Here is a 23,873-nt window from a genome sequence, read left to right on the forward strand (position 1 = left end):
CGGGCATGACCACGCAACTTGATTTTGCCGGTCTGCTGCCTTACTGGCCGGAGTTATTGTCCGGCCTGTGGGTGACGCTGGGGCTCACTTTTATGGCGACGGTCGGTGGCGTAGCCATCGGCATTACCGGGGCGGCCATTCGCAGCGGAAAACCGGGGCTGTTAAGCCTGGCGTGGGGCGGCTACGTGGAGCTGATCCGCAATACGCCGTTCGTTGTGCAACTGTTCTTTATTGTCTTTGGGCTTCCGGCGCTGGGGTTAAAGCTCAACGCCGGGGAAGCGGCGCTTATCGCGATGCTGATCAACCTCGGGGCTTACAGCACCGAGATTATTCGCGCGGGCATTCAGGTGACGCCGAAAGGGCAGTGGGAAGCGGCTCGTGTGCTGGGATTAAGCCGCAGCCAGACCTTTTTACGCGTGGTGCTGCCGCCGTCGCTGAAGCGTATTTATCCGTCGCTGGTCAGCCAGTGCATCATCGTGATGCTGGGCTCTTCCGTGGTGTCGCAGGTGTCCTGCGAAGACTTGACCTTTGCGGCCAGCCTCATTCAGTCGCGTACCTTCCTCAGCTTCGAGGTCTATCTGGTGACGACCTTAATGTACCTGGTGCTGTCGTTAATTATGCGTCAACTGCTGCTGGCGGCAGGGCGGAAATGGTTGGGGAGTGATGTCGGATGATGACGTTTACCGACTGGGATATCGTGCGCAACCTGCTGCTGGCGGCCCGCTGGACGGTGCTGCTGTCGCTGATTGCTTTTTTCTGCGGCACGCTGGTGACGCTGCCTTTATTACTGCTGCGCATGGGCCGCTGGACGTGGCCCAAACGCTTCATCAGCGCTTATGTCGCGCTGTTTCAGGGCACACCGCTGCTGATGCAATTGTTCCTGGCTTTCTTCGGGATTGCGCTGTTCGGGATTGATGTCAGCCCCTGGACGGCGGCCACGCTTGCCCTGACGCTGTTTACCAGCGCATTTCTGCTGGATATCTGGTACGGCAGTATTCGTGCTTTGCCCAAAGGCCAGTGGGAGGCCTGCCGCTGCCTCGGTTTGAGCTTCGGGCAGACGCTGTGCCGGGTGATTGCCCCGCAGGCGATGCGTATCGCCGTGGCACCCACGGTTGGGTTTTCGGTGCAGGTCATTAAAGGCACTGCCCTGGCCTCGATCATTGGTTTTGTCGAGCTAACCAAAGCCGGCACCATGCTGAACAACGTGACGTTTGAGCCGTTTAAAGTTTTTGCCCTGGTGGCGCTCGGCTATTTCTTACTTTGCTATCCGCTGTCGCGCTACAGCCGCTACCTGGAGAAAAAATTTAATGCCGCTCATCACCATTAATGATGTACAGAAATATTACGGCGACAATCATGTCCTGAAGGGTGTCAGCCTGGATATCGATATGGGGGAAGTGGTGTCGATCATCGGCCGCAGCGGCTCCGGCAAAAGTACGCTGCTGCGCTGCATGAACGGGCTGGAAGGTTACCAGGACGGCAGCATCAAGCTGGGCGGGATGACCATTACAGACAGGGAATCTCAGGCGCGTGAAATCAGCCGTTCCGTCGGGATGGTGTTTCAGAACTTTAACCTGTTCCCGCACATGACCGCGCTGGAAAACGTGATGCTGGCGCCGCGCCGGGTGCTGAATAAAAGTGCCGCCGAATGCCGCGAGCTGGGGCTGGAGATGCTCAACAAAGTCGGCCTGGGTGAGCGGGTGGATTATTATCCGGCTAACCTGTCCGGCGGCCAGCAGCAGCGCGTGGCCATTGCCCGCGCGCTGGCAATGAACCCAAAAGTCTTGCTGTGCGATGAAATCACCTCGGCGCTTGACCCTGAACTGGTGGGCGAAGTGCTGAAAGTGCTGGAACAGCTGGCGGCAGAGGGCATGACGCTGATTCTGGTCACCCACGAAATGAACTTTGCCCGGGAAGTCGGCGACCGCGTGGTGTTTATGCACCAGGGGAAAGTGTGGGAGCAGGGGGAAAGCAAGTCGTTCTTCGCCAACCCCCGGACTCAGGAACTGCAGCAATTTATTTCGTCCGTGCGCGGACTCGGTTGATCTTTGACCGCCGGTTAGCTAAGTGCCCCGGCGGTTTTTTAATTCCCCTCAACTTATCGGCCTGATAAGTGACTTGCTAATAATCGCCGGGCGATCATGAAGCTCTCTTATAACCCGGGATTTCTGCTATCTGAACAAAGACGTTTTGTTACAATCTTGCCTCATTTTTTGGATAGGCAACAATTTCCTATGGTTTCACAAGATAAAACGACAGAAGCGCCTGGCTTACGCCGCGAATTAAAGGCGCGCCACCTGACGATGATCGCCATCGGCGGTTCCATCGGCACGGGGCTTTTCGTTGCCTCTGGGGCAACAATTTCACAGGCAGGACCGGGCGGGGCGCTGCTCTCTTATATGCTGATTGGCCTGATGGTGTACTTCCTGATGACCAGCCTCGGCGAGCTGGCGGCATTTATGCCGGTGTCCGGTTCTTTCGCGACCTACGGCCAGAAATACGTTGAAGACGGCTTCGGCTTCGCGCTCGGCTGGAACTACTGGTACAACTGGGCGGTGACCATCGCCGTTGACCTCGTGGCTGCACAGCTGGTGATGAATTACTGGTTCCCGGACACCCCTGGCTGGATCTGGAGCGCGCTGTTCCTGGGCATTATGTTCCTGCTGAACTGGATCTCCGTGAAGGGCTTTGGCGAAGCGGAATACTGGTTCTCGCTGATAAAAGTGACCACCGTCATCATCTTCATCATTGTGGGTGTGATGATGATCGTGGGTATTTTCAAAGGGGCGCAGCCGGTAGGCTGGAGCAACTGGACAACCGGCGACGCGCCGTTTGCCGGGGGCTTTGCCGCAATGATCGGCGTGGCGATGATCGTCGGCTTCTCTTTCCAGGGCACCGAGCTTATCGGGATTGCCGCCGGGGAGTCTGCCGATCCGGAGAAAAACATTCCTCGCGCGGTGCGCCAGGTGTTCTGGCGTATCCTGCTGTTCTATGTGTTTGCAATTCTGATTGTCAGCCTGATCATTCCTTATACCGATCCAAGCCTGCTGCGTAACGATGTGAAAGACATTAGTGTCAGCCCGTTCACCCTGGTGTTCCAGCACGCGGGCCTGCTGTCTGCGGCGGCGGTGATGAACGCCGTTATTCTGACGGCGGTGCTGTCGGCGGGTAACTCAGGGATGTACGCTTCCACGCGCATGCTTTATACCCTGGCCTGCGACGGCAAAGCGCCGCGTATTTTCTCGAAGCTGTCCAAAGGCGGCGTGCCGCGTAACGCGCTGTATGCGACCACCGTTATTGCCGCGCTGTGCTTCCTGACCTCTATGTTTGGCAATCAGACCGTTTACCTCTGGCTGCTGAACACTTCGGGGATGACCGGCTTTATCGCCTGGCTCGGGATTGCCATCAGCCACTACCGCTTCCGTCGCGGCTACGTGCTGCAGGGCAACGACATTAACGACCTGCCGTACCGCTCGGGCTTCTTCCCTATTGGGCCGATTTTCGCGTTCGTGCTTTGCCTGATTATCACGCTGGGCCAGAACTACGAAGCGTTCCTGTCGGACACCATCGATTGGGGCGGCGTAGCGGCGACCTATATCGGTATCCCGCTGTTCCTGGCTATCTGGTTTGGCTACAAGATAACGAAGGGCAGCCGCTTTGTGCGTTACAGCGAAATGGAATTCCCGAAATTTCGCGAGAAATAAGCCTTAGCAACAATAAGTTACTCTTTAGAGGGCGTGATCATCACGCCCTTTTTTATTTCGCTCTCGCCAGCAATAATTCCTCCAGGTTATAGTAGAGAACAATTAAATTGATAACCATTATCATTTGCTTTATCGTTAACGACATTCTTTAAGGAACGAAGGAGTGTTAACGTGAAGCGTATGATTAAATTCAAGAATATTTGTCTGGCTCTGGCATTAACCGCCGCCGGTTTACCTGCTGCACTGGCCGCGACGGTGACCGATATTGTTGGGCGTGAAGTGACCATCCCGCAGAAAGTTGACCGTATTTTGCTGGGGGAAGGTCGTCTGTTTTATGCCCTGGCGCTGCTGGAAGGGCAAAAGCCGATTGACCGTATCGTCGGCTGGCAGGGCGATTTCCGTAAGTTAGATACGCAGACTTACGCGGAATATAAAGCGAAATTCCCGAAAATTGATGACATTCCGCTGATTGGCAGTACCACCGCCGACAGCGTCAGCCCGGAAAAAGTGCTGACTTTACACCCGGACGTGGCGATTTTTGGCCTGTCTGGTCACGGCCCTGGCCGCCACAGCGAGCTGGTCTCTCAGCTTGAAAAAGCGGGCGTCCCGGTGGTCTTCGTCGATTTTCGTACCTCGCCGCTGAAAAATACCTTGCCGAGCATGCGCGTGCTGGGCAAAGTGTTGCATCGCGAGAAACAGGCCGATGATTACATCGCCTTTTATGAAGCAAACCTGAAAAAAATTACTGACGTCACCGGCAAGATGGCGGAGAAAGACAAGCCATCCGTGTTTATCGAACTGCGTGCGGCGGCAATGGAAGAGTGCTGCGGCTCCGCGGGTAAAGGTAACATGGGCGACTTCATCGACCTGGCGGGCGGCACGAACATTGCCAAAAACTTGCTGCCGGGCGCGCTGGGCACCGTGAATCTGGAAAAAGTGCTTGCCGCTGACCCGCAGGTTTATATCGCCAGCGGCGGTAAAGCACCTGGCTCAACCTCGCCGGGTGTAGTGCTTGGCGCTCAGGCTACTCAAGCCGAAGCACAGGCCAGCCTGAAGAGCGTGCTGGAGCGTAAAGGCATTGACCAGTTAACGGCGGTCAAAGAAGGGCGCGCCTATGGCGTATGGCATAATTTCTACAATTCGCCGTACAACATCCTCGCGATTCAGGCGATGGCGACCTGGTTCCATCCGCAGCAGTTTGCTGAGGTGAACCCGGAACAGACAATGCAGCAACTTTATAAACAGTTCCTGGCGGTCGAGCCAACGGGAACGTACTGGACCGATCTTAAGAAGTAACAAAGGTAAGACTTAATGAGTGCCACCACCGATCCAATGCCAAACGAGGCGCAGCCTGCCACCATTATGGGGCGATACCAGCAGGTGCTACGTCACCGCTATTTGCTGATGGGGGCGTTGGTTATTGCGATTTTCGCCTCGCTGCTGCTGGACTTTACCCTTGGCCCTTCCGGGCTGCCGCTGGATACGCTGTGGCAGACCCTGATTGACCCGGCCAGCGCTAACGCCGGTACGCGGGTGATCGTGTGGGACATTCGTCTGCCTTATGCGCTGATGGCGCTGTTGGTCGGCATGGCGCTGGGCCTGGCGGGGGCGGAGATGCAAACCATCCTCAATAACCCGCTGGCCAGCCCGTTTACCCTCGGCGTTTCCTCCGCCGCGGCCTTTGGTGCCGCGCTGGCAATCATTCTCGGCATCGGTATTCCTGGGGTGCCCGATCAGTGGTTTATCTCCGCTAACGCTTTCGTCTTTGCGCTGTTTGCCGCGCTGATGCTGGATGCCATTACCCGCTGGACCCGCGTGGCGAGTTCCGGCGTGGTGCTGTTTGGTATCGCGCTGGTGTTCACCTTTAACGCCCTGGTGTCGATGCTGCAGTTCATCGCCAGCGAAGACACGCTTCAGGGGCTGGTGTTCTGGACGATGGGCAGCCTGGCTCGTGCCTCCTGGGACAAGCTCGGCGTGCTGCTGCTGGCCTTCGCCATCATCATGCCGATTTCCATGCTGAGTTCCTGGAAGCTGACCGCGCTGCGCTTAGGCGAAGATCGCGCCGTCAGTTTTGGCATCGACGTAAAGCGCCTGCGTTTAGGTACTTTACTGCGCATCAGTATTTTATCCGCGCTGTCCGTGGCGTTTGTCGGCCCCATCGGTTTTATCGGCCTGGTGGCACCGCACATCGCCCGTATGCTGTTTGGCGAGGATCATCGTTTCTACCTGCCGGGCAGCGTGCTGGTCGGCGCTCTGGTGCTGTCGCTGGCATCGGTTGCCTCTAAAAACATCATCCCTGGCGTCATTATTCCGGTAGGGATTGTCACCTCGCTGGTGGGCGTGCCGTTCTTCCTGAGTATTATTCTGCGCCATAAGGGGAACGTGTGATGCAGGGCTTAAAGATTGATGCATTCAACGCCGGCTACCCGAAGCGTAAAATCATCGAAGACCTCAGCGTGCCAACGCTGCCGCGCGGCAAAATCACCGTGCTGCTGGGGCCGAACGGCTGCGGGAAATCCACTTTGCTGCGTTCGCTGGCGGGGCTGAATCGCGCGGAAGGGCAGCTGTATCTTGACGGTGAAGACCTGATGGTTTTGCCGTTTGCCAAACGCGCCGAAAAAGTGGTTTATCTGCCGCAGTCGCTGCCGCAGGGTGTCCATCTCCACGTGCTGGAGTCCATTATCGTGGCGCAGCGCGCGTCCGGTGGCCGCCACAGCGCCGAAAGCGAAGCGCAGGTCATGGAACTGCTGAAACAGTTGGGGATCTCGCACCTGGCGCTGAGCTATCTCGACCAGCTTTCCGGCGGGCAAAAACAGCTGGTGGGCCTGGCGCAGTCTTTGATTCGTCGTCCGTCCCTGCTGCTGCTTGATGAACCGCTGAGCGCGCTGGATTTGAATTACCAGTTCCACGTTATGGATCTGGTCGCCCGCGAAACCCGCGAGCGTAATATCGTCACCGTTGTGGTGGTGCACGATATCAATATTGCTTTACGCCATAGCGAGCATGTCCTCATGCTGCGCGATGGCAAACTGGTTGCCAGCGGCGAACCGGAGGAAGTGATTACTCCGCGCAGCCTGGCCCAGGTTTACGGCGTGAAGGGGCGCATTGAACGCTGCTCACAGGGTGTTGCCCAGGTGCTTATCGACGGCCTGGTGGAAACGCCCACCGTATAACAACGCATTTCAGGAATACTAAGGAACACAGTATGCAGCCGGTGGCCAATGTAGCCGCTGGCGCATAGTGCAATGTGAGCGCTAAACGGTTGTTTCGTTTGTAATTCACCTCATGGAGAGAAAGAAATGTTAAGGTTGAATCCCATTGTCCGGGGAGGACTTTGTGCGTCTGTACTCGGTCTGGCTTTTCCCGTCATCGCCGACGATCGCGAAGAAACCCTCGTTGTCACCGCGTCTGCCACCGAACAAAATCTCAAAGATGCGCCCGCCAGTATCAGCGTGATCACCCGGGACGAACTGCAAAAAAAACCGGTTAACAATCTGAAGGATGTGCTGCAGAACGTGCCTGGCGTCCAGCTGACCAACGAAGGGGATAACCGCCGGGGCGTCAGCCTGCGCGGCCTGGACAGCAGCTACACCCTGATTCTGGTAGACGGCAAACGCGTTAACTCCCGCAATGCGGTATTCCGCCATAACGACTTCGATCTGAACTGGATCCCGGCGGATGCCATCGAGCGCATCGAAGTGGTGCGCGGACCGATGTCCTCCCTGTATGGTTCCGATGCCCTCGGCGGCGTGGTGAACATCATCACCCGCAAAGTCGGCAAAGCCTGGCACGGTACCTTCACCGTAGACTCCACCGTGCAGGAACACCGTGATCGCGGCGATACCTATAACGGCAACTTCTTCACCAGCGGCCCGCTGATCGACGACGTGCTGGGTGTAAAAGTTTACGGCAGCCTGGGTAAGCGCCAGAAGGACGGCCAGCAGGCGTCAACGACTAACGCCAGCGGCCTGACGCCGCAGATTGAAGGCTTCACTTCCCGCAACGCCAGTACCGAGTTTGCCTGGACACCGGCTGATAACCAGGATGTCACCGTGGGCTACGGCTTTGACCGCCAGGACAGGGAATCTGACTCGCTGGATAAGAACCGCATCGAACGTCAGGATTACTCCCTCGGCCACAACGGGCGCTGGGGCTTCGGCAATACCGAACTGCGTTTTTACGGCGACAAAATTGATAACCTGAATCCGGGCAACAGTGCGGCTATTACCTCCCGCAACAACAGCCTTGATGGCAAGCTGGTGCTGCCGCTCAGCGACATCAACCAGTTCCTGACCTTCGGCGGGGAGTGGCGGCACGACAAGCTGAGCGACCCGGTGAATATTACCGGCGGTAATAGCTCAAAAACCTCGGCCAGCCAGTACGCGCTGTTTATTGAAGACGAATGGCGTATCTTCGAGCCGCTGGCGCTGACCACCGGCATCCGTATGGATGACCATGAAACTTACGGCGACCACTGGAGCCCGCGTGCTTATCTCGTCTACAACGCGACCGATACTGTCACCGTCAAAGGCGGCTGGGCCACGGCCTTCAAAGCGCCATCTCTGCTGCAACTTAGCCCGGACTGGACCAGCAAATCCTGCCGTGGCGCCTGCCAGATTGTCGGCAGCCCTGACCTGAAGCCGGAAACCAGCGAAAGCTTTGAGCTGGGGCTGTATTACGCCGGGGACGAAGGCATTCTGGACGGCGTGAGCGGCAGCGTGACCGCTTTCCAGAACAATGTTGAGGATATGATTGATATCCAGCGCACTGCGAACCGCAGCGTGGCGCCGTCTTACTCAAACTTTGTGGGTTTTGATAAGAGCGGTAACCCGATCTTCCGCTATTACAACGTGAACAAGGCGCGTATTCGCGGCGTAGAAACAGAGCTAAAAATACCGTTTAACGACCAGTGGAAGCTGTCGCTGAACTACACCTATAACGACGGACGAGACCTGAGCAACGGCGGCAATAAACCGCTGCAGCAGCAGTCGTTCCACACCGCGAACGGCACCGTTGACTGGGCGCCGCTGGAGGACTGGTCGTTCTATGTGTCGGCGAACTACACCGGCAAGCAGCGTGCGGTATCCGCGACGGATAAAACACCGGGCGGCTACATTGTGTGGAACACCGGCGGGGCCTGGAAAGCGACGAAGAACGTAAAGGTGCGGGCAGGGATTCTGAACCTGGGCGACAAAGATCTGAATCGTGATATCTACAGCTATAACGAAGACGGTCGCCGCTACTTTATGGCGCTGGATTATAGTTTTTAAGTTGTTGGGTGCTTTTTCTATCCTTTAAAAAGGATCGGCTAAAGTTCCGTTCACCTCAAGTCCAGCTTCATATGTTGCCCCCGCACCGGTGAACGTCTTAGGGGAGTCACCGTCACTCCCCTAAGAACCCGGACTCCCGGCCAAATAAATCGACCGCTGAAGCGGCAGACCTCCATTTTATCTCCCAGTCCTGGGTCGGCTGAGATGCGTTCCCGACGCTCTCAGCCTCCGGTCGTTCCCGACGGCCGGACCCTGGCCAGTCGGAGAGAAAACGGAGGCGATTTAAGCCGGAACCGTGCCTCGCTTTAAATCCACAGCCACACGGAACGTTAACGTTGCTGCAAGTCCTACAGCCATGCCCTTGTTCCCGGCTCTCATCGCCCCCGGCTATGACCCAAACAGGCGGGGTTGAGCTGTCGGGAACAGCGAAAGAGAGCGATCGTCGGGAACGAATCGCGAACGACCCCGAATGTTTGGGTGATAGCCGGTGGGTTTACCGCTTCAGCGGCGATGAGCTCGCCGGGCGCCGGGGCTGTTCGGGGGATGGCGTTATCCCCCGGACACGTTCACCGTGCTGGGAACGTGCAGGGGAAACAGATTTTTGGGTGAACGGAAAACAGCGGAGTAGCAGATTTCTCATTTTAAGAGCAGGGGGGCAACCCCCTAACCCCGCAAATGCTCCGCGTGAAAACGCAAATGATCCTCAACAAACGTCGCGATGAAGTAGTAGCTGTGGTCGCAGCCCGGCTGAATGCGCAGCGTCAGCGGCCAGCCTTTTTCCTGCGCGACTTTTTCAAACTCTTCCGGCCTTAGCTGGTCGGCGAGGAACTGATCGTCATCCCCCTGATCGATAAGCATGGGCAGCTGTGCCGACGGCAGCGCTTTACCCAGCAGGCAGCAGCTGTCCCACTCTTGCCACAAAGACTCATTTTCGCCGAGGTAGGCTTTAAAGGCTTTTTGCCCCCACGGTACGCGGGTTGGATTAACAATCGGTGCAAAAGCCGATACCGAGCGGAAGCGGCCAGGGTTTTTCAGCGCCATGATCAGTGCGCCGTGTCCGCCCATGGAGTGACCGAAGAGCGACGCTTTTTCGCTGACGCTAAAGTTCTCTGCAATCAGCTGCGGCAGTTCGTCACGCAGGTAATCGTACATGCGGAAGTGCGTGGCCCACGGCTGCTGTGTCGCGTTGAGGTAAAAGCCCGCCCCCTGGCCCAGGTCGTAGCCCGGGTCGTTAGGGACTTCTTCACCGCGCGGGCTGGTGTCCGGCATCACCAGCACAATGCCAAGCTCGGCCGCCACGCGCTGCGCGCCTGCTTTGGTCGTGAAGTTTTCGTCGTTACAGGTTAGCCCGGAAAGCCAGTAAACTACCGGCGGCGGGGAGGCGCTTGCCGGAGGTGGGAGAAAAATACTGAACGTCATTGGGCAGTTAAGCACGGTGGACGGGTGGCGCCAGCGCTGCTGCCAGCCTTCGAAACATCGGTGTTCTTCCAGTAATTCCATCCAGAGGATCCTTATCTATTTTCAAGACTTATGAACAACTTTCACTTCACCTGAGTCTAGCCATCCCGCATTATGGCCGCAACGGTATTGTTCCGCCCGCTCAGGCAATGAACGGTATTTTCGATTTCAATAATTATGCCCGGCACTACTGGATTCTAAGCACGTGCTGCCGCACAATAAGCGGACACTTTGCCCCATGAAGGGCAGAGGTCAGCCACACCTGCAGGAGAAAACAGCATGTCATCACTCTCAAAAGAAGCCTCCCTGGTTCATGAGGCGCTGGTTGCGCGCGGTCTGGAAACGCCGCTGCGTCCGCCGTTACGTGAACTGGATAATGAAACCCGTAAAAGCCAGATTGCCGCCCATATGACGGAAATCATGCAGCTGCTTAATCTCGATTTGAGTGACGACAGCCTGATGGAAACCCCGCATCGCATCGCCAAAATGTATGTCGATGAGATTTTCTCCGGCCTGGACTACGCCAATTTCCCGAAAATCACCGTCATTGAAAACAAAATGAAGGTGGATGAAATGGTCACCGTGCGCGATATCACCCTGACCAGCACCTGCGAGCATCACTTCGTGACCATCGACGGGAAAGCCACCGTGGCGTATATCCCGAAAGATACCGTCATCGGTTTGTCCAAAATTAACCGCATCGTGCAGTTCTTTGCTCAGCGTCCGCAGGTTCAGGAACGTCTGACCCAGCAGATCCTGATTGCGCTGCAAACGCTGCTGGGCACCAATAACGTGGCGGTGTCCATTGATGCCGTACATTACTGCGTGAAAGCGCGTGGGGTAAAAGACGCCACCAGTGCGACCACCACCACCTCGCTCGGCGGCCTGTTTAAGTCCAGCCAGAATACGCGTCAGGAGTTCCTGCGCGCAGTACGCCACAATTAATTCCCCAGGCAGGTATCTGTGGAGAGAAATGTCACCCTGGACTTCGTCCGCGGTACCGCCATTCTGGGCATTCTGCTGCTCAATATTGTCGCTTTTGGCCTGCCGAAGGCGGCTTATCTCAACCCGGCCTGGTACGGTGAGATAACCTCTCGCGACGCCTGGACCTGGGCGGTAATGGACCTGTTTGCCGAAGTTAAATTCCTCACGCTTTTTGCGCTGCTGTTTGGGGCGGGCCTGCAAATGTTGCTGGCTCGAGGCTCGCGCTGGATCCAGTCACGGCTGACGCTGCTGGTACTGCTGGGTTTTATGCATGCGCTGTTGCTGTGGGACGGCGACATTCTGCTGGCTTATGGCCTGACCGGGCTGGTGTGCTGGCGGCTGATTCGTGACGCCACGGGGCAAAAGCAGCTGTTTAATACCGGCGTCGTGCTGTACCTCATCGGCATTGGCGTGCTGTTGCTGCTGGGCGTCATCTCAGGTGATGGCGTTAACCGCTCCTGGGTGCCTGATGCGGCCAACCTGCAATATGAGCAGTGGTGGAAGCTCGGTGGCGGCGTGGAAGCTATCAGCAACCGCGCCGATTTACTCTCTTCGAACCTGGTGGCGCTGGGCGCGCAATACGGCTGGCAGCTGGCAGGCATGATGCTGATTGGCGCGGCTCTGATGCGCAGCGGCTGGCTGAGAGGGGAGTTTAGCCTGAAGCATTACCGGAGAACCGGTGCCATTTTGATCGCCATCGGCATGGCGATTAATCTGCCGGCGATTGCGGCCCAGTGGCACCTGAAGTGGGATTTCCGCTGGTGTGCGTTGCTGTTACAGGCTCCACGTGAGCTGAGCGCGCCGTTTCAGGCTATTGGTTACGCCGCGCTGGCCTGGGGCTTTTGGCCGCAATTGTCCCGTTTCCGGCTGGTGGGCTGGATTGCCTGCGTCGGGCGCATGGCGCTGACCAATTACATGCTGCAAACCATTCTCTGCACAACGTTGTTCTATCGCTTTGGTTTGTATATGAAATTCGACCGTCTCGCGCTGCTGTCCTTTGTCCCTGCCGTGTGGGCGGTGAACATTCTTCTGTCGGTGTTATGGCTGCGTTATTTCCGTCAGGGGCCGGTAGAATGGCTTTGGCGACAGTTAACCGCCCGTGCTTCAGGAGATGCGTTACGCAAAGCACAGAGATAATGATATTCGTCACAAAGGTTAACGAATTGTATGTAACCGCTTTCATCACTGTGATCGACTTCACGCCACACCGCCCCTCACTCACCGCAAAATAGCCACCTTGCCTAAAACAGGGTGCACCTATGAGACCGACTCCCCCAACGCCGATTACCATTCGTGACGTTGCCCGTATCGCCGGGGTTTCAGTAGCGACAGTATCCCGAGTATTAAATAACAGCGCGCTGGTCAGCCCGGAAACGCGCGAAAATGTCATGCAGGCGGTTGCTGAGCTGGGCTACCGTCCAAACGCCAACGCGCAGGCGCTGGCCACTCAGGTTAGCGACACCATTGGCGTGGTGGTAATGGATGTTTCCGACCCCTTCTTCGGGGCGTTGGTGAAAGCGGTGGATGTGGTTGCCCAGCAGCACAATAAATATTTGCTGATCGGCAACAGCTACCACCAGGAAGACAAAGAGCGTCATGCCATTGAGGTGCTGATCCGCCAGCGATGCAGCGCGTTAATCGTGCATGCTAAAGCGCTGAGCGATGAGGAGCTGGCTACTTTTCTGGAGCAGGTCCCCGGCATGGTGCTGATCAACCGCCTGGTGCCCGGCTATGGTCACCGTTGCGTCTGCCTGGATAACGTCAGCGGGGCGGTGATGGCCACCCGGATGCTGCTGAACCAGGGCCATTCGCGTATCGGCTATCTGGCTTCCAGCCATCAGATTGAAGATAACGACCAGCGGCATCAGGGCTGGCTGCAGGCGCTGGAAGAGCAGGGCATTTCGCCGCCGGAGGGCTGGGTCGGTATGGGCTCGCCGGACATGCAGGGTGGGGAGGCGGCGATGGTTGAGCTGCTTGGGCGCAACCAGCAGCTTACCGCCGTTTTCTCCTATAACGACAGCATGGCCGCCGGGGCGCTAACAGCGCTGAAAGACAACGGCATTGCCGTGCCGCAGCATGTCTCGATTATTGGCTTTGACGATATTCCTATTGCCCGTTACACCGACCCGCAGCTAACAACCGTGCGCTATCCGGTGGTTTCTATGGCGCGCTTAGCGACCGAACTGGCGTTACAGGGGGCGGCAGGTCAGCTGGATCGTGATGTAACGCACTGTTTTATGCCGACTTTAGTTCGTCGTCATTCGGTGGCGATGAAGCAAAATGTGGTGTCGATCACTCCGCTGTCAAAGCGTTAGCTGTAACCGGTTTCAATCTGTGAGTAAATTCACAGTTAATTAACATTGCGCTGACTATTATGTCAGCGTTTTATCAGCTGAAACACTATGTAACGGTGACTTCTCACTTTTAGCATTGTGATAAGGCCATTAGCGCTCATAAAAACGCAGTATTGGATTGTTACCGAACACGGAAGTGCACATTTTTTAGGATAACTTCGGCATTCAGTAACTTTTTCATAACATTACTGTCCTGCCTGGTTTCGAATGCGAACTACCCTGCAAAATAAAAACCGGAGATACCATGAATAAGAAGGTTTTGACTCTGTCCGCCGTGATGTCCTGCATGTTATTTGGTGCCGCAGCGAACGCCGCTGACCGTATTGGTGTGACTATTTATAAATACGACGACAACTTCATGTCAGTGGTTCGTAAGGCCATTGAAAAAGATGCGAAAGCGTCACCTGACGTACAGCTGCTGATGAACGACTCCCAGAACGACCAGTCCAAACAGAACGACCAGATCGACGTTCTGCTGGCTAAAGGCGTGAAGGCGCTGGCCATCAACCTGGTTGACCCGGCTGCTGCGGGCACAGTTATCGAAAAAGCGCGCGCGCAAAACGTGCCGGTTGTGTTCTTCAACAAAGAACCTTCCCGCAAAGCGCTGGATAGCTACGATAAAGCTTACTACGTCGGCACCGACTCCAAAGAGTCCGGCATCATTCAGGGTGACCTGATTGCTAAACACTGGGCGGCTAACCCGGCCTGGGATCTGAACAAAGACGGCCAGGTCCAGTTCGTGCTGCTGAAAGGCGAACCGGGCCACCCGGATGCCGAAGCGCGTACCACCTACGTTATCAAAGAGCTGAACGACAAAGGCCTGAAAACTCAGCAACTGCAGCTGGATACCGCGATGTGGGACACCGCTCAGGCTAAAGACAAAATGGACGCGTGGCTCTCCGGCCCGAACGCTAACAAAATTGAAGTGGTTATCGCCAACAACGATGCGATGGCAATGGGTGCAGTAGAAGCGCTGAAAGCCCACAACAAAACCTCTATTCCAGTGTTTGGCGTAGATGCGCTGCCGGAAGCCCTGGCGCTGGTGAAATCCGGTGCGATGGCCGGGACCGTGCTGAACGATGCCAACAACCAGGCAAAAGCGACCTTTGACCTGGCGAAAAACCTGGCCGACGGTAAGCCTGCAGCCGAAGGCACCAACTGGAAGATTGAGAACAAAATCGTACGCGTACCTTACGTAGGCGTGGATAAAGACAACCTCGCACAGTTTATCGGCAAATAATACCCGTCATACTTCGAGCCGCAGGGGCGTTAACTGCACTCGCTCACCCCAGTTGCTTACTTGATGTAAGCGCCTGGGGATTCTCGAGCTTGTTGCCTGCCTGCAACTCGAATTATTTAGGGTACTACGTTTTTAGTTGTACACGGGCGCAGACACCTGCGCCCGGCTTTAGGCAGGTTACTCAGCGACACAGGTATAATTATGGTCGACAATAACTCAGCTACGCCGACGGAATTTTTGCTGGAAATGACCGGCATTAATAAATCCTTCCCCGGCGTTAAGGCACTGGATAATGTTAATTTAAAAGTACGGCCACACTCTATTCACGCCCTGATGGGTGAAAACGGTGCGGGCAAATCGACATTATTGAAATGCCTTTTTGGGATCTACAGCAAAGATTCCGGCAGTATCCTTTTCCAGGGAAAAGAGGTCAATTTCAGCAGCACCAAAGAGGCGCTGGAAAACGGTATTTCTATGGTGCATCAGGAACTTAACCTCGTCCTGCAGCGCACCGTGATGGACAACATGTGGCTCGGGCGTTACCCGACCAAAGGCGTGTTTGTCGATCAGGATAAAATGTACCGCGACACCAAAGAGATATTTGACGAGCTGGATATTGATATCGACCCGCGAGCCCGCGTCGGTACGTTGTCCGTTTCTCAAATGCAAATGATTGAAATTGCCAAGGCTTTCTCTTATAACGCCAAAATCGTTATTATGGATGAGCCAACATCTTCGCTGACGGAAAAAGAAGTTAATCATCTTTTTAAAATTATTCGCAAATTAAAAGATCGCGGCTGCGGGATTGTTTATATCTCCCATAAAATGGAAGAGATATTCCAGTTGTGCGATGAAATTACTATTTTGCGCGACGGGCAGTGGATTGCCACCCAGCCGCTGGAAGGGCTGGATATGGACAAAATCATCGCCATGATGGTGGGCCGCTCCCTGAACCAGCGCTTCCCGGACAAATCCAACGTGCCGGGTGAAGTTATCCTCGAAGTACGCAACCTGACCTCGCTACGCCAGCCGTCGATTCGCGATATCTCCTTTGATTTACATAAAGGTGAAATCCTCGGTATTGCGGGCCTCGTCGGCGCGAAGCGTACCGATATAGTTGAAACGCTATTTGGTATCCGCGAAAAATCTGGCGGCACCATTAAGCTACACGGCAAAAAGATCAACAACAGCAGTGCGAACGAAGCGATTAATCACGGTTTTGCACTGGTCACCGAAGAGCGCCGCTCTACCGGGATCTACGCCTACCTGGATATCGGCTTTAACTCACTCATTTCCAATATTCGTAACTACAAAAACAAGGTCGGTCTGCTGGATAACTCCCGTATGAAAAGCGATACCCAGTGGGTTATCGACTCCATGCGCGTGAAAACGCCGGGGCACCGGACCTCCATCGGCTCGCTGTCCGGCGGTAATCAGCAAAAGGTGATCATCGGGCGCTGGCTGCTGACTCAGCCTGAAATTCTGATGCTGGATGAACCGACGCGCGGCATTGACGTTGGCGCCAAGTTTGAAATTTACCAGCTGATTGCCGAACTGGCTAAAAAAGGGAAAGGGATCATTATCATTTCGTCCGAGATGCCGGAATTGTTAGGGATTACAGACCGTATTCTGGTGATGAGCAACGGGCTCGTGGCCGGAATTGTAGACACCAAAACAACAACGCAGAACGAAATCTTACGTCTTGCGTCTGTGCACCTGTGATGATTTAGGGGCTATTAAAAATGAGTGCGTTAAATAAAAAGAGTTTTCTAACTTATCTAAAAGAGGGCGGCATCTACGTGGTGCTGCTGGTGCTGCTGGCGATCATTATTTTCCAGGATCCGACTTTCTTGAGTTTGCTTAACCTGAGTAACATCCTGACCCAGTCCTCGGTGCGTATTATCATCGCGCTGGGGGTGGCCGGGCTGATTGTCACCCAGGGGACCGACCTTTCCGCAGGGCGCCAGGTGGGCCTGGCGGCGGTTGTCGCGGCAACGCTGCTGCAGTCGATGGATAACGTCAACAAGGTGTTCCCGGACATGCATACCATGCCGATCCCGCTGGTGCTGCTGATTGTCTGCGCCGTAGGCGCGGTGATTGGTCTGGTGAACGGGATTATTATCGCTTACCTGAACGTGACGCCGTTTATCACTACCCTGGGCACGATGATCATTGTGTACGGGATTAACTCCCTGTATTACGACTTCGTAGGTGCGTCACCGATTTCCGGGTTTGACTCCCACTTCTCTACCTTTACGCAGGGCTTTATCGCGCTGGGCAGTTTCCGCCTGTCGTACATTACGTTCTACGCCCTGTTTGCGGTGCTGTTCGTGTGGGTGCTGTGGAACAAAACCCGCTTCGGGAAAAACATCTTCGCTATCGGTGGCAACCCGGAAGCAGCGAAAGTCTCCGGCGTTAACGTGGCCCTGAACCTGATCATGATTTATGCCCTGTCCGGCGTGTTCTATGCCTTTGGCGGGATGCTGGAAGCGGGCCGTATCGGCTCGGCCACCAACAACCTAGGCTTTATGTATGAGCTGGATGCGATTGCGGCCTGCGTGGTGGGCGGCGTGTCGTTCAGCGGCGGGGTAGGGACGGTGCTGGGCGTGGTGACTGGGGTGATCATCTTCACGGTGATCAACTACGGCCTGACCTATATCGGCGTGAACCCTTACTGGCAGTACATTATTAAGGGCGGCATCATCATCTTCGCCGTGGCGCTGGACTCCCTGAAGTACGCGCGTAAGAAATAATTACTGCAGTTTGCAAAAAAGCCCGCCAGTGAATGTGCGGGCTTTTTTTGCTCAGCAATAACGCCGATATCACTTCTTCTCTTTTTTCTGGATTTCCAGCAGCTGCTCCGGCGTAACGGCCGGATAGGCCTGCGCGTCTTCCGGCACTTCCTGCTGCGATGGGATCGGGACTAACGGGCCGAGGAAACGTGGCTCACGCTTGAAGAGATAGAGATCCGCTAATGCCCCCAGGCGAGCGGCAAATTCGCGGGTGCGCACAGTAAGCATATTTTTCGGGGAAGGCACCGCGTAGCACTGCGCCTGAATCCCCATATGCAGGGCGATAAACAGCGCACGCTCGCAGTGGAAGCGCTGAGTGATAATGATGAAATCGTTGGTATCAAAGACTTTACGGGTGCGAACAATCGAGTCTAGCGTGCGGAAGCCTGCGTAGTCCAGCACGATGTCTGCAGGATCAACGCCGCCGGCGATCAGGTCTTTGCGCATGGTCATCGGCTCGTTGTAGCTTTGCTGCGCGTTATCACCGCTTAGCAGCAGGTAATTTACCTTGCCGCTGTTATAGGCGTTCAGCGCGCCCTGAATACGATACAGGTAATACTGATTGATAACGCCGGTTCGGTAATACTTGGCGGTGCCGAGCACCACACCTACCTGGCGATAGGGCAGATCCTGCAGTTCATCGTAAACGTAGGGTGCGGTTTTCCAGCTGATCCAGCGGTCAAGCCCAAGCGCAGCCGCCAGCGTTAAGCCGATAACAATAAGCAGGCTGTAAAACACGCGCTTCAACATGAACTTGCAGACTCATTCGCGGGGTGAAATTTCATCCAAGGCTACTTTACCCGGCCCTCAAGAGCAAGAAACGCGGGTTCAGTTGGGGCAAATTTCAACAATGCGAGTGTGGGTACACCCGCAACGGAGAATTATTGAGCAATATTAATGCGCTCAATGGCTTCACAGCCCAGCGCTTTCAGCGTGGCGGAGGTGGCATCCCACTGCAGCAGCGGCGCATCGAATTTTTCTGCCAGCACAGCGCGCTTAATTTGCGGGTAGTCGTAGCCATTCAGAGAAAGCAGGTTTAGCGCGGCCTGCAGCGGCGGAAGGGAAGGGTTGAACGCGGCGTTTTCCGCATAGCAGCCGGTGAAGATCTTGCCGTCGATCATTTCCAGTGCAACACCCGCCGGGGCCTGGCTGTAAGGCGCATGGCTGCGATTCGCGGCAGCAATTGCCGCCTGCGCCAGGGCATCACCTTTTAGTGCGAAACCGTGGTTTTCTTCATCCAGCAGCAGCGTTTTGATGTCCAGGTCGCGTGGGCCAAAGGCATCTGGCAGATATTCACCCAGGGTTGAAGGCTGGCGACCAGGCAGATGAATGCGCAGCGCAGTGCCGCTGTTCAGCTCGTTCATAAACTGACGGCAGTGGCCGCAGGGGGTGTAGTTGACGGTGATATCGACCAGGCCTTTTTCGCCGCGCATCCACGCGTGGGTAATGGCGCTTTGTTCGGCGTGCACGGTTTGCTGCATGGTGGCACCCAGAAACTCCATGTTGCCGCCAAAATAGAGGTTACCGCTTACGCCGCGAGCAACGGCGCCGACGTTAAAATGAGAGAGGTCTGCGCGGGCGCAGGCTGCAGCCAACGGCAGCAGAGCGAAAGCCAGGTCTTCATCACCCAGCCCGGTTTGATGTTTGAGCGCTTCAACTTCGGCCGCGGTAAACATAGCCGGGAAGTGGTCGTCGGCAAGCAGGGGTTGCAAAGCGGTTTGCAGTGCGGAAGGAAGTTGCACAACGGCGGCATCAAAACGTGAACGCATGTTAAAGCCTCATCAAAGGTAACGGAAACGTAGTTTACGGATCTGTACAGGCCAAATATGTGATCTAGTTCTAATTGTTTATGCAACTTATGAAAACAAATCCGAAAATGCGCGATCTCTCGCAAGTTTTAGCCGAAGAGCTTCAGCAGCACCGGGAATAAAAACGGGGCGATGAGTGAGGTCATGACCCCGCAAATCACCAGCGCTAGCGAGCTAAAAGCCCCTTCCTGGAAGTCCAGCTCCGCGCAGCGCGCCGTACCCAGCGCGTGTGAAGCTGTGCCCATTGCCAGGCCGCGTGACGCCTTGGTGCTGATACGCATCATATTCAGCAGCGTGTGGCCAAACACTGCGCCGAGAATACCGACGAAGATAACGCAGACTGCGCTAATGGCCGGGATACCACCAATGCCACCGCCCACCGCCATCGCAATTGGCGTGGTAACAGATTTCGGCAGAACCGAGGCGGCAATTTCCGGGGACGCCCCCATCAATAACGCAATAGAGGTGCCGGTGGACATCGCCACCATACTGCCAATAAAGCAGATGGTGATGATGGATTTCCAGCGGGCGCGGATCTGGTGAATTTGCTCATAAAGCGGGAAGGCCAGGGCTACAACGGCGGGCTGCAGCAGGTCGTTGAGCACTTCGCTGCCTTTAAAATAGTGGTCGTAAGGAATGCCGGTCACCAGCAGAAAAGGAATGATCACCACCATGCAAACCAGCAACGGGTTCAGCAGCGGGGATTTCAGCCGGGCGGCCAGCTTGCGGGCGGCGAAAAACACCACCAGCGTTAACGGTAAAGACCACCATATAAAGTGCATCATTTTTTCTCTGCCTCGCCTTCACCAATGACTTTTCTTTCGCCGTGTACCAGATGTGAACTCCAGCTCACGATAACCAGCACCACCAGCGTACTGATCAAACACGACACCACCACCGGGCCAAACTGCGCTTTCAGCACGTCGTAATACTGCATCACGCCCACGCCAATAGGCACGAACAGCAGGGCCATATAGCGAATCAGCAAGTGGCAGCTGGGTTTTACCCACTTCGCCGGCAGGATCTGCAGCGACAGCAGCACAAACAAAATCAGCATGCCGATAATGCTGCCTGGAATGACGATAGGCAGTAAAGAGGCGACAAAAATACCGGCATATAAGCACAGGTAAATTAAGACAAAAGCGCGAAGATACTGCCAGATTATCGTGAACGAGTTACGCATGGAGGTTACCCTTTAAGAAACGCATTCATCATACAATTAAACGCAAAATTGTGCTATCCATCACATCATGAATTATCAGCATAACAAACATTCCCTGTGTGAAGGTTGTCGGGCGGATTTCAGGCAATAAAAAAGCGGCCCGGAGGCCGCTATTTTTTAATCAACTTGAGCTTAGTTCAGACGAACCGGCATCCCGGAACGGTTCTGAATTGCCTGGTCAACAACGGTGGTGTCAACGTCGGACTGAGCAGTGACTTTCTGAACGCTGCTGGTCAGTTTAATCGGCACGATTTCATCGGAGTTGAACTGCGCTTCGGTGGTTGAAAGCGGGTTGTGAACTTCGATGTAACGGCTGCCGTCCGGCTCGGTGGTGGCTTTTACCGGCTCATCAATGAACTGAACGCGGGTGCCAACCGGCACGTTGTCGAACAGGAACTTGATGTCTTCGTTACGCAGACGCACGCAGCCGTGGCTTACGCGCAGGCCGATACCGAAGTTGGCGTTGGTGCCGTGAATCGCATACAGGTTACCGATGTACAGCGCGTACAGGCCCATTGGGTTATCCGGGCCAGCGGGAACAACGGCTGGCAGCGGCGTACCGGCTGCGGCGTATTCCGCATGCATCTTCGCGGTAGGGGTCCAGGTTGGGCCATTTTTCTTACGCTCTACCTTGGTGGTCCAGTTGATCGGGGTATCTTTCCCCAACTGGCCGATACCGATTGGCAGCACGATCACGGTGTTGGTGCCTTTCGGGTAATAGTAGAGGCGCATTTCGGCGCTGTTGATCACAATCCCTTCATGCACGGTGTCCGGCAGGATCAGCTGCTGAGGGATGTTCAGGATGGTACCGGCTTTTGGCAGGTACGGGTCAATCCCTGGGTTAGCTTCCAGCATGTTAGACAGACCCATCTGGTACTGTGCGGCATACTCTTCCAGCGGCGCGGTGCTGCCTTCAGGAATAGTGATAACCTGGTTTTCACCAACCAGGCGGCTGCCGTTAGTCGGTAACGGATAAGTCACGGCGGAAGCAGAGAAAGACGCGACAGCCACAAAAGCCAGTAAAAGCGAGCGTAATTTCATAGTCATGTTGTGCGAGTGTTATGCCAGACGGGCCAGCTAGTGAGTGTTCATGGACGATTCAGCCGCGCATTATATGTGCATTACATTCATCTGGGAAATCAGATGTGGATGAAATCACAATTTTTTCACACTGATTAACTATTGTACGGTGAAGATGCGGGGCGACCCTTTATCATAGTTATGGCATAATGTGGCCGAAATCACATTCCAAAATCTCGACAACTTATTTCTCCAGGACATACCAGTGCTTGTATCCAGCAACGTTACCATGCAGTTTGGCAGCAAACCGCTGTTCGAAAATATTTCCGTTAAATTTGGCGGCGGCAACCGTTACGGCCTGATTGGCGCGAACGGAAGCGGCAAATCCACGTTCATGAAAATCCTCGGCGGGGACTTAGAGCCTACGCTTGGCAACGTTTCTCTCGACCCAAACGAGCGCATCGGTAAGCTGCGTCAGGATCAGTTCGCCTTCGAAAAATTCACCGTACTCGACACCGTTATCATGGGCCACGGCGAGCTGTGGGAAGTGAAGCAGGAACGCGACCGCATTTATGCTCTGCCGGAGATGAGCGAAGAAGACGGTTACAAAGTTGCCGACCTCGAAGTGAAATACGGCGAGATGGACGGCTACACCGCAGAAGCGCGTGCCGGTGAATTGCTGCTTGGCGTGGGCATTCCTCTGGAGCAGCACTACGGCCCGATGAGCGAAGTCGCTCCAGGCTGGAAACTGCGTGTGCTGCTGGCGCAGGCGCTGTTCTCTAACCCGGACATCCTGCTGCTTGACGAACCAACGAACAACCTGGACATCGACACCATTCGCTGGCTGGAGCAGACGCTAAACGAACGCGACAGCACCATGATCATCATCTCGCACGACCGTCACTTCCTGAACATGGTCTGCACCCATATGGCCGATCTGGACTACGGTGAGCTGCGCGTTTATCCGGGTAACTACGACGAGTACATGACGGCGGCAACTCAGGCTCGTGAACGCCTGCTGGCGGACAACGCGAAGAAGAAAGCGCAGATTGCTGACCTGCAATCCTTCGTTAGCCGCTTCAGCGCCAACGCCTCCAAATCTCGTCAGGCCACCTCTCGTGCCCGTCAGATTGATAAAATCAAGCTGGACGAAGTGAAGGCCTCCAGCCGTCAGAACCCGTTCATTCGCTTCGAGCAGGACAAGAAACTGTTCCGTAACGCCCTTGAAGTTGAAGCCGTGACCAAAGGGTTTGAGAACGGCCCGCTGTTTAAAAACTTCAACCTGCTGCTGGAAGTAGGCGAGAAAATTGCCATTCTGGGTGCCAACGGCGTGGGTAAATCTACGATGTTGAAAACCCTGGTCGGCGAGCTGACCCCGGAAAACGGCAGCGTGAAGTGGTCTGAGAATGCTCAGATTGGCTACTACGCCCAGGATCACGAATACGAGTTCGAAAACGATCTGACCGTCTTTGACTGGATGAGCCAGTGGAAACAGGAAGGCGACGACGAACAGGCGGTGCGCAGCATCCTGGGTCGCCTGCTGTTCAGCCAGGACGACATCAAAAAGCCGGCTAAAGTCCTCTCCGGGGGCGAGAAGGGCCGTATGCTGTTCGGCAAGCTGATGATGGAAAAACCCAACATCCTGATCATGGACGAACCGACCAACCACCTGGATATGGAATCCATCGAGTCGCTGAACATGGCGCTGGAGATGTACCAGGGGACGCTGATCTTCGTTTCCCACGACCGTGAGTTTGTTAGCTCGCTGGCAACCCGCGTACTGGAAATTACCCCAGAGCGCGTGATTGATTTCACCGGCGGCTACGAAGATTACCTGCGCAGCAAAGGGATCGACGGGTAATTTTACCCTCACCCTAACCCTCTCCCTTAAAGGGAGAGGGAACAGATTGAGGTATTTGCCTCCTGCAGTTTTTCCTCCTCGCCCCTTTGGGGACAGATCGAGGAATCTACCTGTTGTTTTCCCCCTCGCCCCTCTGGGGAGAGGGCCGGGGTGAGGGGAA

The 23,873-nt window shown here is 55.4% G+C and carries 21 protein-coding genes; 15 read left to right on the forward strand and 6 right to left on the reverse strand.

The window, feature by feature from the left end:
* The first annotated feature begins 5 nt into the window (after positions 1 to 5).
* The 8 genes from B9Y90_RS01185 (at position 6) to cirA (ending at position 8,974) form a co-directional block, all read left to right on the forward strand.
* Complete coding sequence (locus tag B9Y90_RS01185; RefSeq protein ID WP_008459934.1) at positions 6 to 674, forward strand: amino acid ABC transporter permease; 669 nt, start codon at positions 6 to 8, stop codon at positions 672 to 674.
* Positions 671 to 1,327 (forward strand): amino acid ABC transporter permease, encoded by a 657-nt coding sequence (locus B9Y90_RS01190; protein ID WP_085539958.1) that lies wholly within the window; start codon positions 671 to 673, stop codon positions 1,325 to 1,327. Before B9Y90_RS01185 ends, B9Y90_RS01190 begins: the two co-directional genes overlap by 4 nt.
* Positions 1,308 to 2,045, forward strand: a complete 738-nt coding sequence (locus B9Y90_RS01195) for an amino acid ABC transporter ATP-binding protein (RefSeq protein WP_039295413.1) — start codon at positions 1,308 to 1,310, stop codon at positions 2,043 to 2,045. Before B9Y90_RS01190 ends, B9Y90_RS01195 begins: the two co-directional genes overlap by 20 nt.
* A gap of 189 nt (positions 2,046 to 2,234) precedes the next feature.
* Positions 2,235 to 3,704 carry an amino acid permease gene (locus B9Y90_RS01200; protein ID WP_008459942.1) on the forward strand — a complete coding sequence of 490 codons (1,470 nt, stop codon included), beginning with the start codon at positions 2,235 to 2,237 and terminating at the stop codon, positions 3,702 to 3,704.
* A 180-nt stretch (positions 3,705 to 3,884) separates the two neighbouring features.
* A complete protein-coding gene (locus tag B9Y90_RS01205) occupies positions 3,885 to 5,000 on the forward strand; it encodes an ABC transporter substrate-binding protein (protein WP_034809653.1) in 1,116 nt (371 codons plus the stop codon).
* A gap of 15 nt (positions 5,001 to 5,015) precedes the next feature.
* Entirely contained in the window at positions 5,016 to 6,092 is a 1,077-nt protein-coding gene (locus B9Y90_RS01210; RefSeq protein ID WP_008459946.1) for a FecCD family ABC transporter permease, read from the forward strand.
* On the forward strand, positions 6,089 to 6,877 hold the full coding sequence (locus tag B9Y90_RS01215; RefSeq protein WP_139827323.1) for an ABC transporter ATP-binding protein: 789 nt from the start codon (positions 6,089 to 6,091) through the stop codon (positions 6,875 to 6,877). The genes B9Y90_RS01210 and B9Y90_RS01215 overlap by 4 nt, the downstream gene beginning before the upstream one ends.
* Positions 6,878 to 7,003: 126 nt before the next feature.
* Positions 7,004 to 8,974, forward strand: a complete 1,971-nt coding sequence (gene cirA / locus B9Y90_RS01220; RefSeq protein ID WP_085539960.1) for a catecholate siderophore receptor CirA — start codon at positions 7,004 to 7,006, stop codon at positions 8,972 to 8,974.
* Positions 8,975 to 9,637: 663 nt separating this feature from the next.
* Here the strand turns inward: cirA and fghA are convergent.
* The gene (gene fghA / locus B9Y90_RS01225; RefSeq protein WP_085539961.1) at positions 9,638 to 10,474 is read right to left on the reverse strand and encodes an S-formylglutathione hydrolase; all 837 of its coding nucleotides are present in this window, start codon (positions 10,472 to 10,474) and stop codon (positions 9,638 to 9,640) included.
* A gap of 237 nt (positions 10,475 to 10,711) precedes the next feature.
* Between fghA and folE the strand changes: the two genes are divergently transcribed.
* From folE to mglC, 6 genes are all read left to right on the forward strand, one after another.
* The gene (gene folE / locus B9Y90_RS01230) at positions 10,712 to 11,377 is read left to right on the forward strand and encodes a GTP cyclohydrolase I FolE (RefSeq protein WP_085539962.1); all 666 of its coding nucleotides are present in this window, start codon (positions 10,712 to 10,714) and stop codon (positions 11,375 to 11,377) included.
* An 18-nt stretch (positions 11,378 to 11,395) separates the two neighbouring features.
* A complete protein-coding gene (gene yeiB, locus B9Y90_RS01235) occupies positions 11,396 to 12,553 on the forward strand; it encodes a DUF418 domain-containing protein YeiB (RefSeq protein ID WP_085539963.1) in 1,158 nt (385 codons plus the stop codon).
* A gap of 122 nt (positions 12,554 to 12,675) precedes the next feature.
* Positions 12,676 to 13,731 carry an HTH-type transcriptional regulator GalS gene (gene galS, locus B9Y90_RS01240; protein ID WP_085539964.1) on the forward strand — a complete coding sequence of 352 codons (1,056 nt, stop codon included), beginning with the start codon at positions 12,676 to 12,678 and terminating at the stop codon, positions 13,729 to 13,731.
* 283 nt (positions 13,732 to 14,014) lie between these two features.
* Positions 14,015 to 15,010, forward strand: a complete 996-nt coding sequence (gene mglB / locus B9Y90_RS01245) for a galactose/glucose ABC transporter substrate-binding protein MglB (RefSeq protein ID WP_039295399.1) — start codon at positions 14,015 to 14,017, stop codon at positions 15,008 to 15,010.
* Between the two features lie 201 nt (positions 15,011 to 15,211).
* Positions 15,212 to 16,732, forward strand: a complete 1,521-nt coding sequence (gene mglA, locus B9Y90_RS01250; RefSeq protein ID WP_039295397.1) for a galactose/methyl galactoside ABC transporter ATP-binding protein MglA — start codon at positions 15,212 to 15,214, stop codon at positions 16,730 to 16,732.
* A gap of 20 nt (positions 16,733 to 16,752) precedes the next feature.
* Positions 16,753 to 17,763, forward strand: a complete 1,011-nt coding sequence (mglC, locus tag B9Y90_RS01255; protein WP_039295392.1) for a galactose/methyl galactoside ABC transporter permease MglC — start codon at positions 16,753 to 16,755, stop codon at positions 17,761 to 17,763.
* 69 nt (positions 17,764 to 17,832) lie between these two features.
* On the opposite strand, the gene sanA is transcribed toward mglC, so the two are convergent.
* The 5 genes from sanA to ldtB all read right to left on the reverse strand — a co-directional run bounded on the left by sanA (position 17,833) and on the right by ldtB (position 21,879).
* Entirely contained in the window at positions 17,833 to 18,552 is a 720-nt protein-coding gene (gene sanA / locus B9Y90_RS01260; RefSeq protein ID WP_039295390.1) for an outer membrane permeability protein SanA, read from the reverse strand.
* 131 nt (positions 18,553 to 18,683) lie between these two features.
* Positions 18,684 to 19,571 (reverse strand): cytidine deaminase, encoded by an 888-nt coding sequence (gene cdd, locus B9Y90_RS01265; protein WP_039295388.1) that lies wholly within the window; start codon positions 19,569 to 19,571, stop codon positions 18,684 to 18,686.
* 128 nt (positions 19,572 to 19,699) lie between these two features.
* Positions 19,700 to 20,395, reverse strand: a complete 696-nt coding sequence (locus B9Y90_RS01270; RefSeq protein WP_085539965.1) for a CidB/LrgB family autolysis modulator — start codon at positions 20,393 to 20,395, stop codon at positions 19,700 to 19,702.
* Positions 20,392 to 20,793 carry a CidA/LrgA family protein gene (locus B9Y90_RS01275; RefSeq protein WP_039295384.1) on the reverse strand — a complete coding sequence of 134 codons (402 nt, stop codon included), beginning with the start codon at positions 20,791 to 20,793 and terminating at the stop codon, positions 20,392 to 20,394. Before B9Y90_RS01275 ends, B9Y90_RS01270 begins: the two co-directional genes overlap by 4 nt.
* 171 nt (positions 20,794 to 20,964) lie before the next feature.
* The gene (ldtB, locus tag B9Y90_RS01280) at positions 20,965 to 21,879 is read right to left on the reverse strand and encodes a L,D-transpeptidase (RefSeq protein WP_039295378.1); all 915 of its coding nucleotides are present in this window, start codon (positions 21,877 to 21,879) and stop codon (positions 20,965 to 20,967) included.
* 238 nt (positions 21,880 to 22,117) lie between these two features.
* Here ldtB and B9Y90_RS01285 point away from each other — a divergent pair, with 238 nt between their 5' ends.
* Positions 22,118 to 23,713 (forward strand): ABC-F family ATPase, encoded by a 1,596-nt coding sequence (locus B9Y90_RS01285; protein ID WP_008455235.1) that lies wholly within the window; start codon positions 22,118 to 22,120, stop codon positions 23,711 to 23,713.
* Positions 23,714 to 23,873: the final 160 nt, after the last annotated feature.

Origin of the sequence: Cedecea sp. NFIX57, assembly GCF_900177785.1 — a bacterium.
GTDB classification, from domain to species: Bacteria; Pseudomonadota; Gammaproteobacteria; order Enterobacterales; family Enterobacteriaceae; genus Cedecea; species Cedecea neteri_C.

Coding starts and splice junctions, on each gene's coding strand:
- B9Y90_RS01185 (WP_008459934.1), top strand. CDS start 6: ATGACCACGCAACTTGATTTTGCCGGTCTGCTGCCTTACTGGCCGGAG.
- B9Y90_RS01190 (WP_085539958.1), top strand. CDS start 671: ATGATGACGTTTACCGACTGGGATATCGTGCGCAACCTGCTGCTGGCG.
- B9Y90_RS01195 (WP_039295413.1), top strand. CDS start 1,308: ATGCCGCTCATCACCATTAATGATGTACAGAAATATTACGGCGACAAT.
- B9Y90_RS01200 (WP_008459942.1), top strand. CDS start 2,235: ATGGTTTCACAAGATAAAACGACAGAAGCGCCTGGCTTACGCCGCGAA.
- B9Y90_RS01205 (WP_034809653.1), top strand. CDS start 3,885: ATGATTAAATTCAAGAATATTTGTCTGGCTCTGGCATTAACCGCCGCC.
- B9Y90_RS01210 (WP_008459946.1), top strand. CDS start 5,016: ATGAGTGCCACCACCGATCCAATGCCAAACGAGGCGCAGCCTGCCACC.
- cirA (WP_085539960.1), top strand. CDS start 7,004: ATGTTAAGGTTGAATCCCATTGTCCGGGGAGGACTTTGTGCGTCTGTA.
- fghA (WP_085539961.1), bottom strand. CDS start 10,474: ATGGAATTACTGGAAGAACACCGATGTTTCGAAGGCTGGCAGCAGCGC.
- folE (WP_085539962.1), top strand. CDS start 10,712: ATGTCATCACTCTCAAAAGAAGCCTCCCTGGTTCATGAGGCGCTGGTT.
- galS (WP_085539964.1), top strand. CDS start 12,676: ATGAGACCGACTCCCCCAACGCCGATTACCATTCGTGACGTTGCCCGT.
- mglB (WP_039295399.1), top strand. CDS start 14,015: ATGAATAAGAAGGTTTTGACTCTGTCCGCCGTGATGTCCTGCATGTTA.
- mglA (WP_039295397.1), top strand. CDS start 15,212: ATGGTCGACAATAACTCAGCTACGCCGACGGAATTTTTGCTGGAAATG.
- mglC (WP_039295392.1), top strand. CDS start 16,753: ATGAGTGCGTTAAATAAAAAGAGTTTTCTAACTTATCTAAAAGAGGGC.
- sanA (WP_039295390.1), bottom strand. CDS start 18,552: ATGTTGAAGCGCGTGTTTTACAGCCTGCTTATTGTTATCGGCTTAACG.
- cdd (WP_039295388.1), bottom strand. CDS start 19,571: ATGCGTTCACGTTTTGATGCCGCCGTTGTGCAACTTCCTTCCGCACTG.
- B9Y90_RS01270 (WP_085539965.1), bottom strand. CDS start 20,395: ATGATGCACTTTATATGGTGGTCTTTACCGTTAACGCTGGTGGTGTTT.
- B9Y90_RS01275 (WP_039295384.1), bottom strand. CDS start 20,793: ATGCGTAACTCGTTCACGATAATCTGGCAGTATCTTCGCGCTTTTGTC.
- ldtB (WP_039295378.1), bottom strand. CDS start 21,879: ATGACTATGAAATTACGCTCGCTTTTACTGGCTTTTGTGGCTGTCGCG.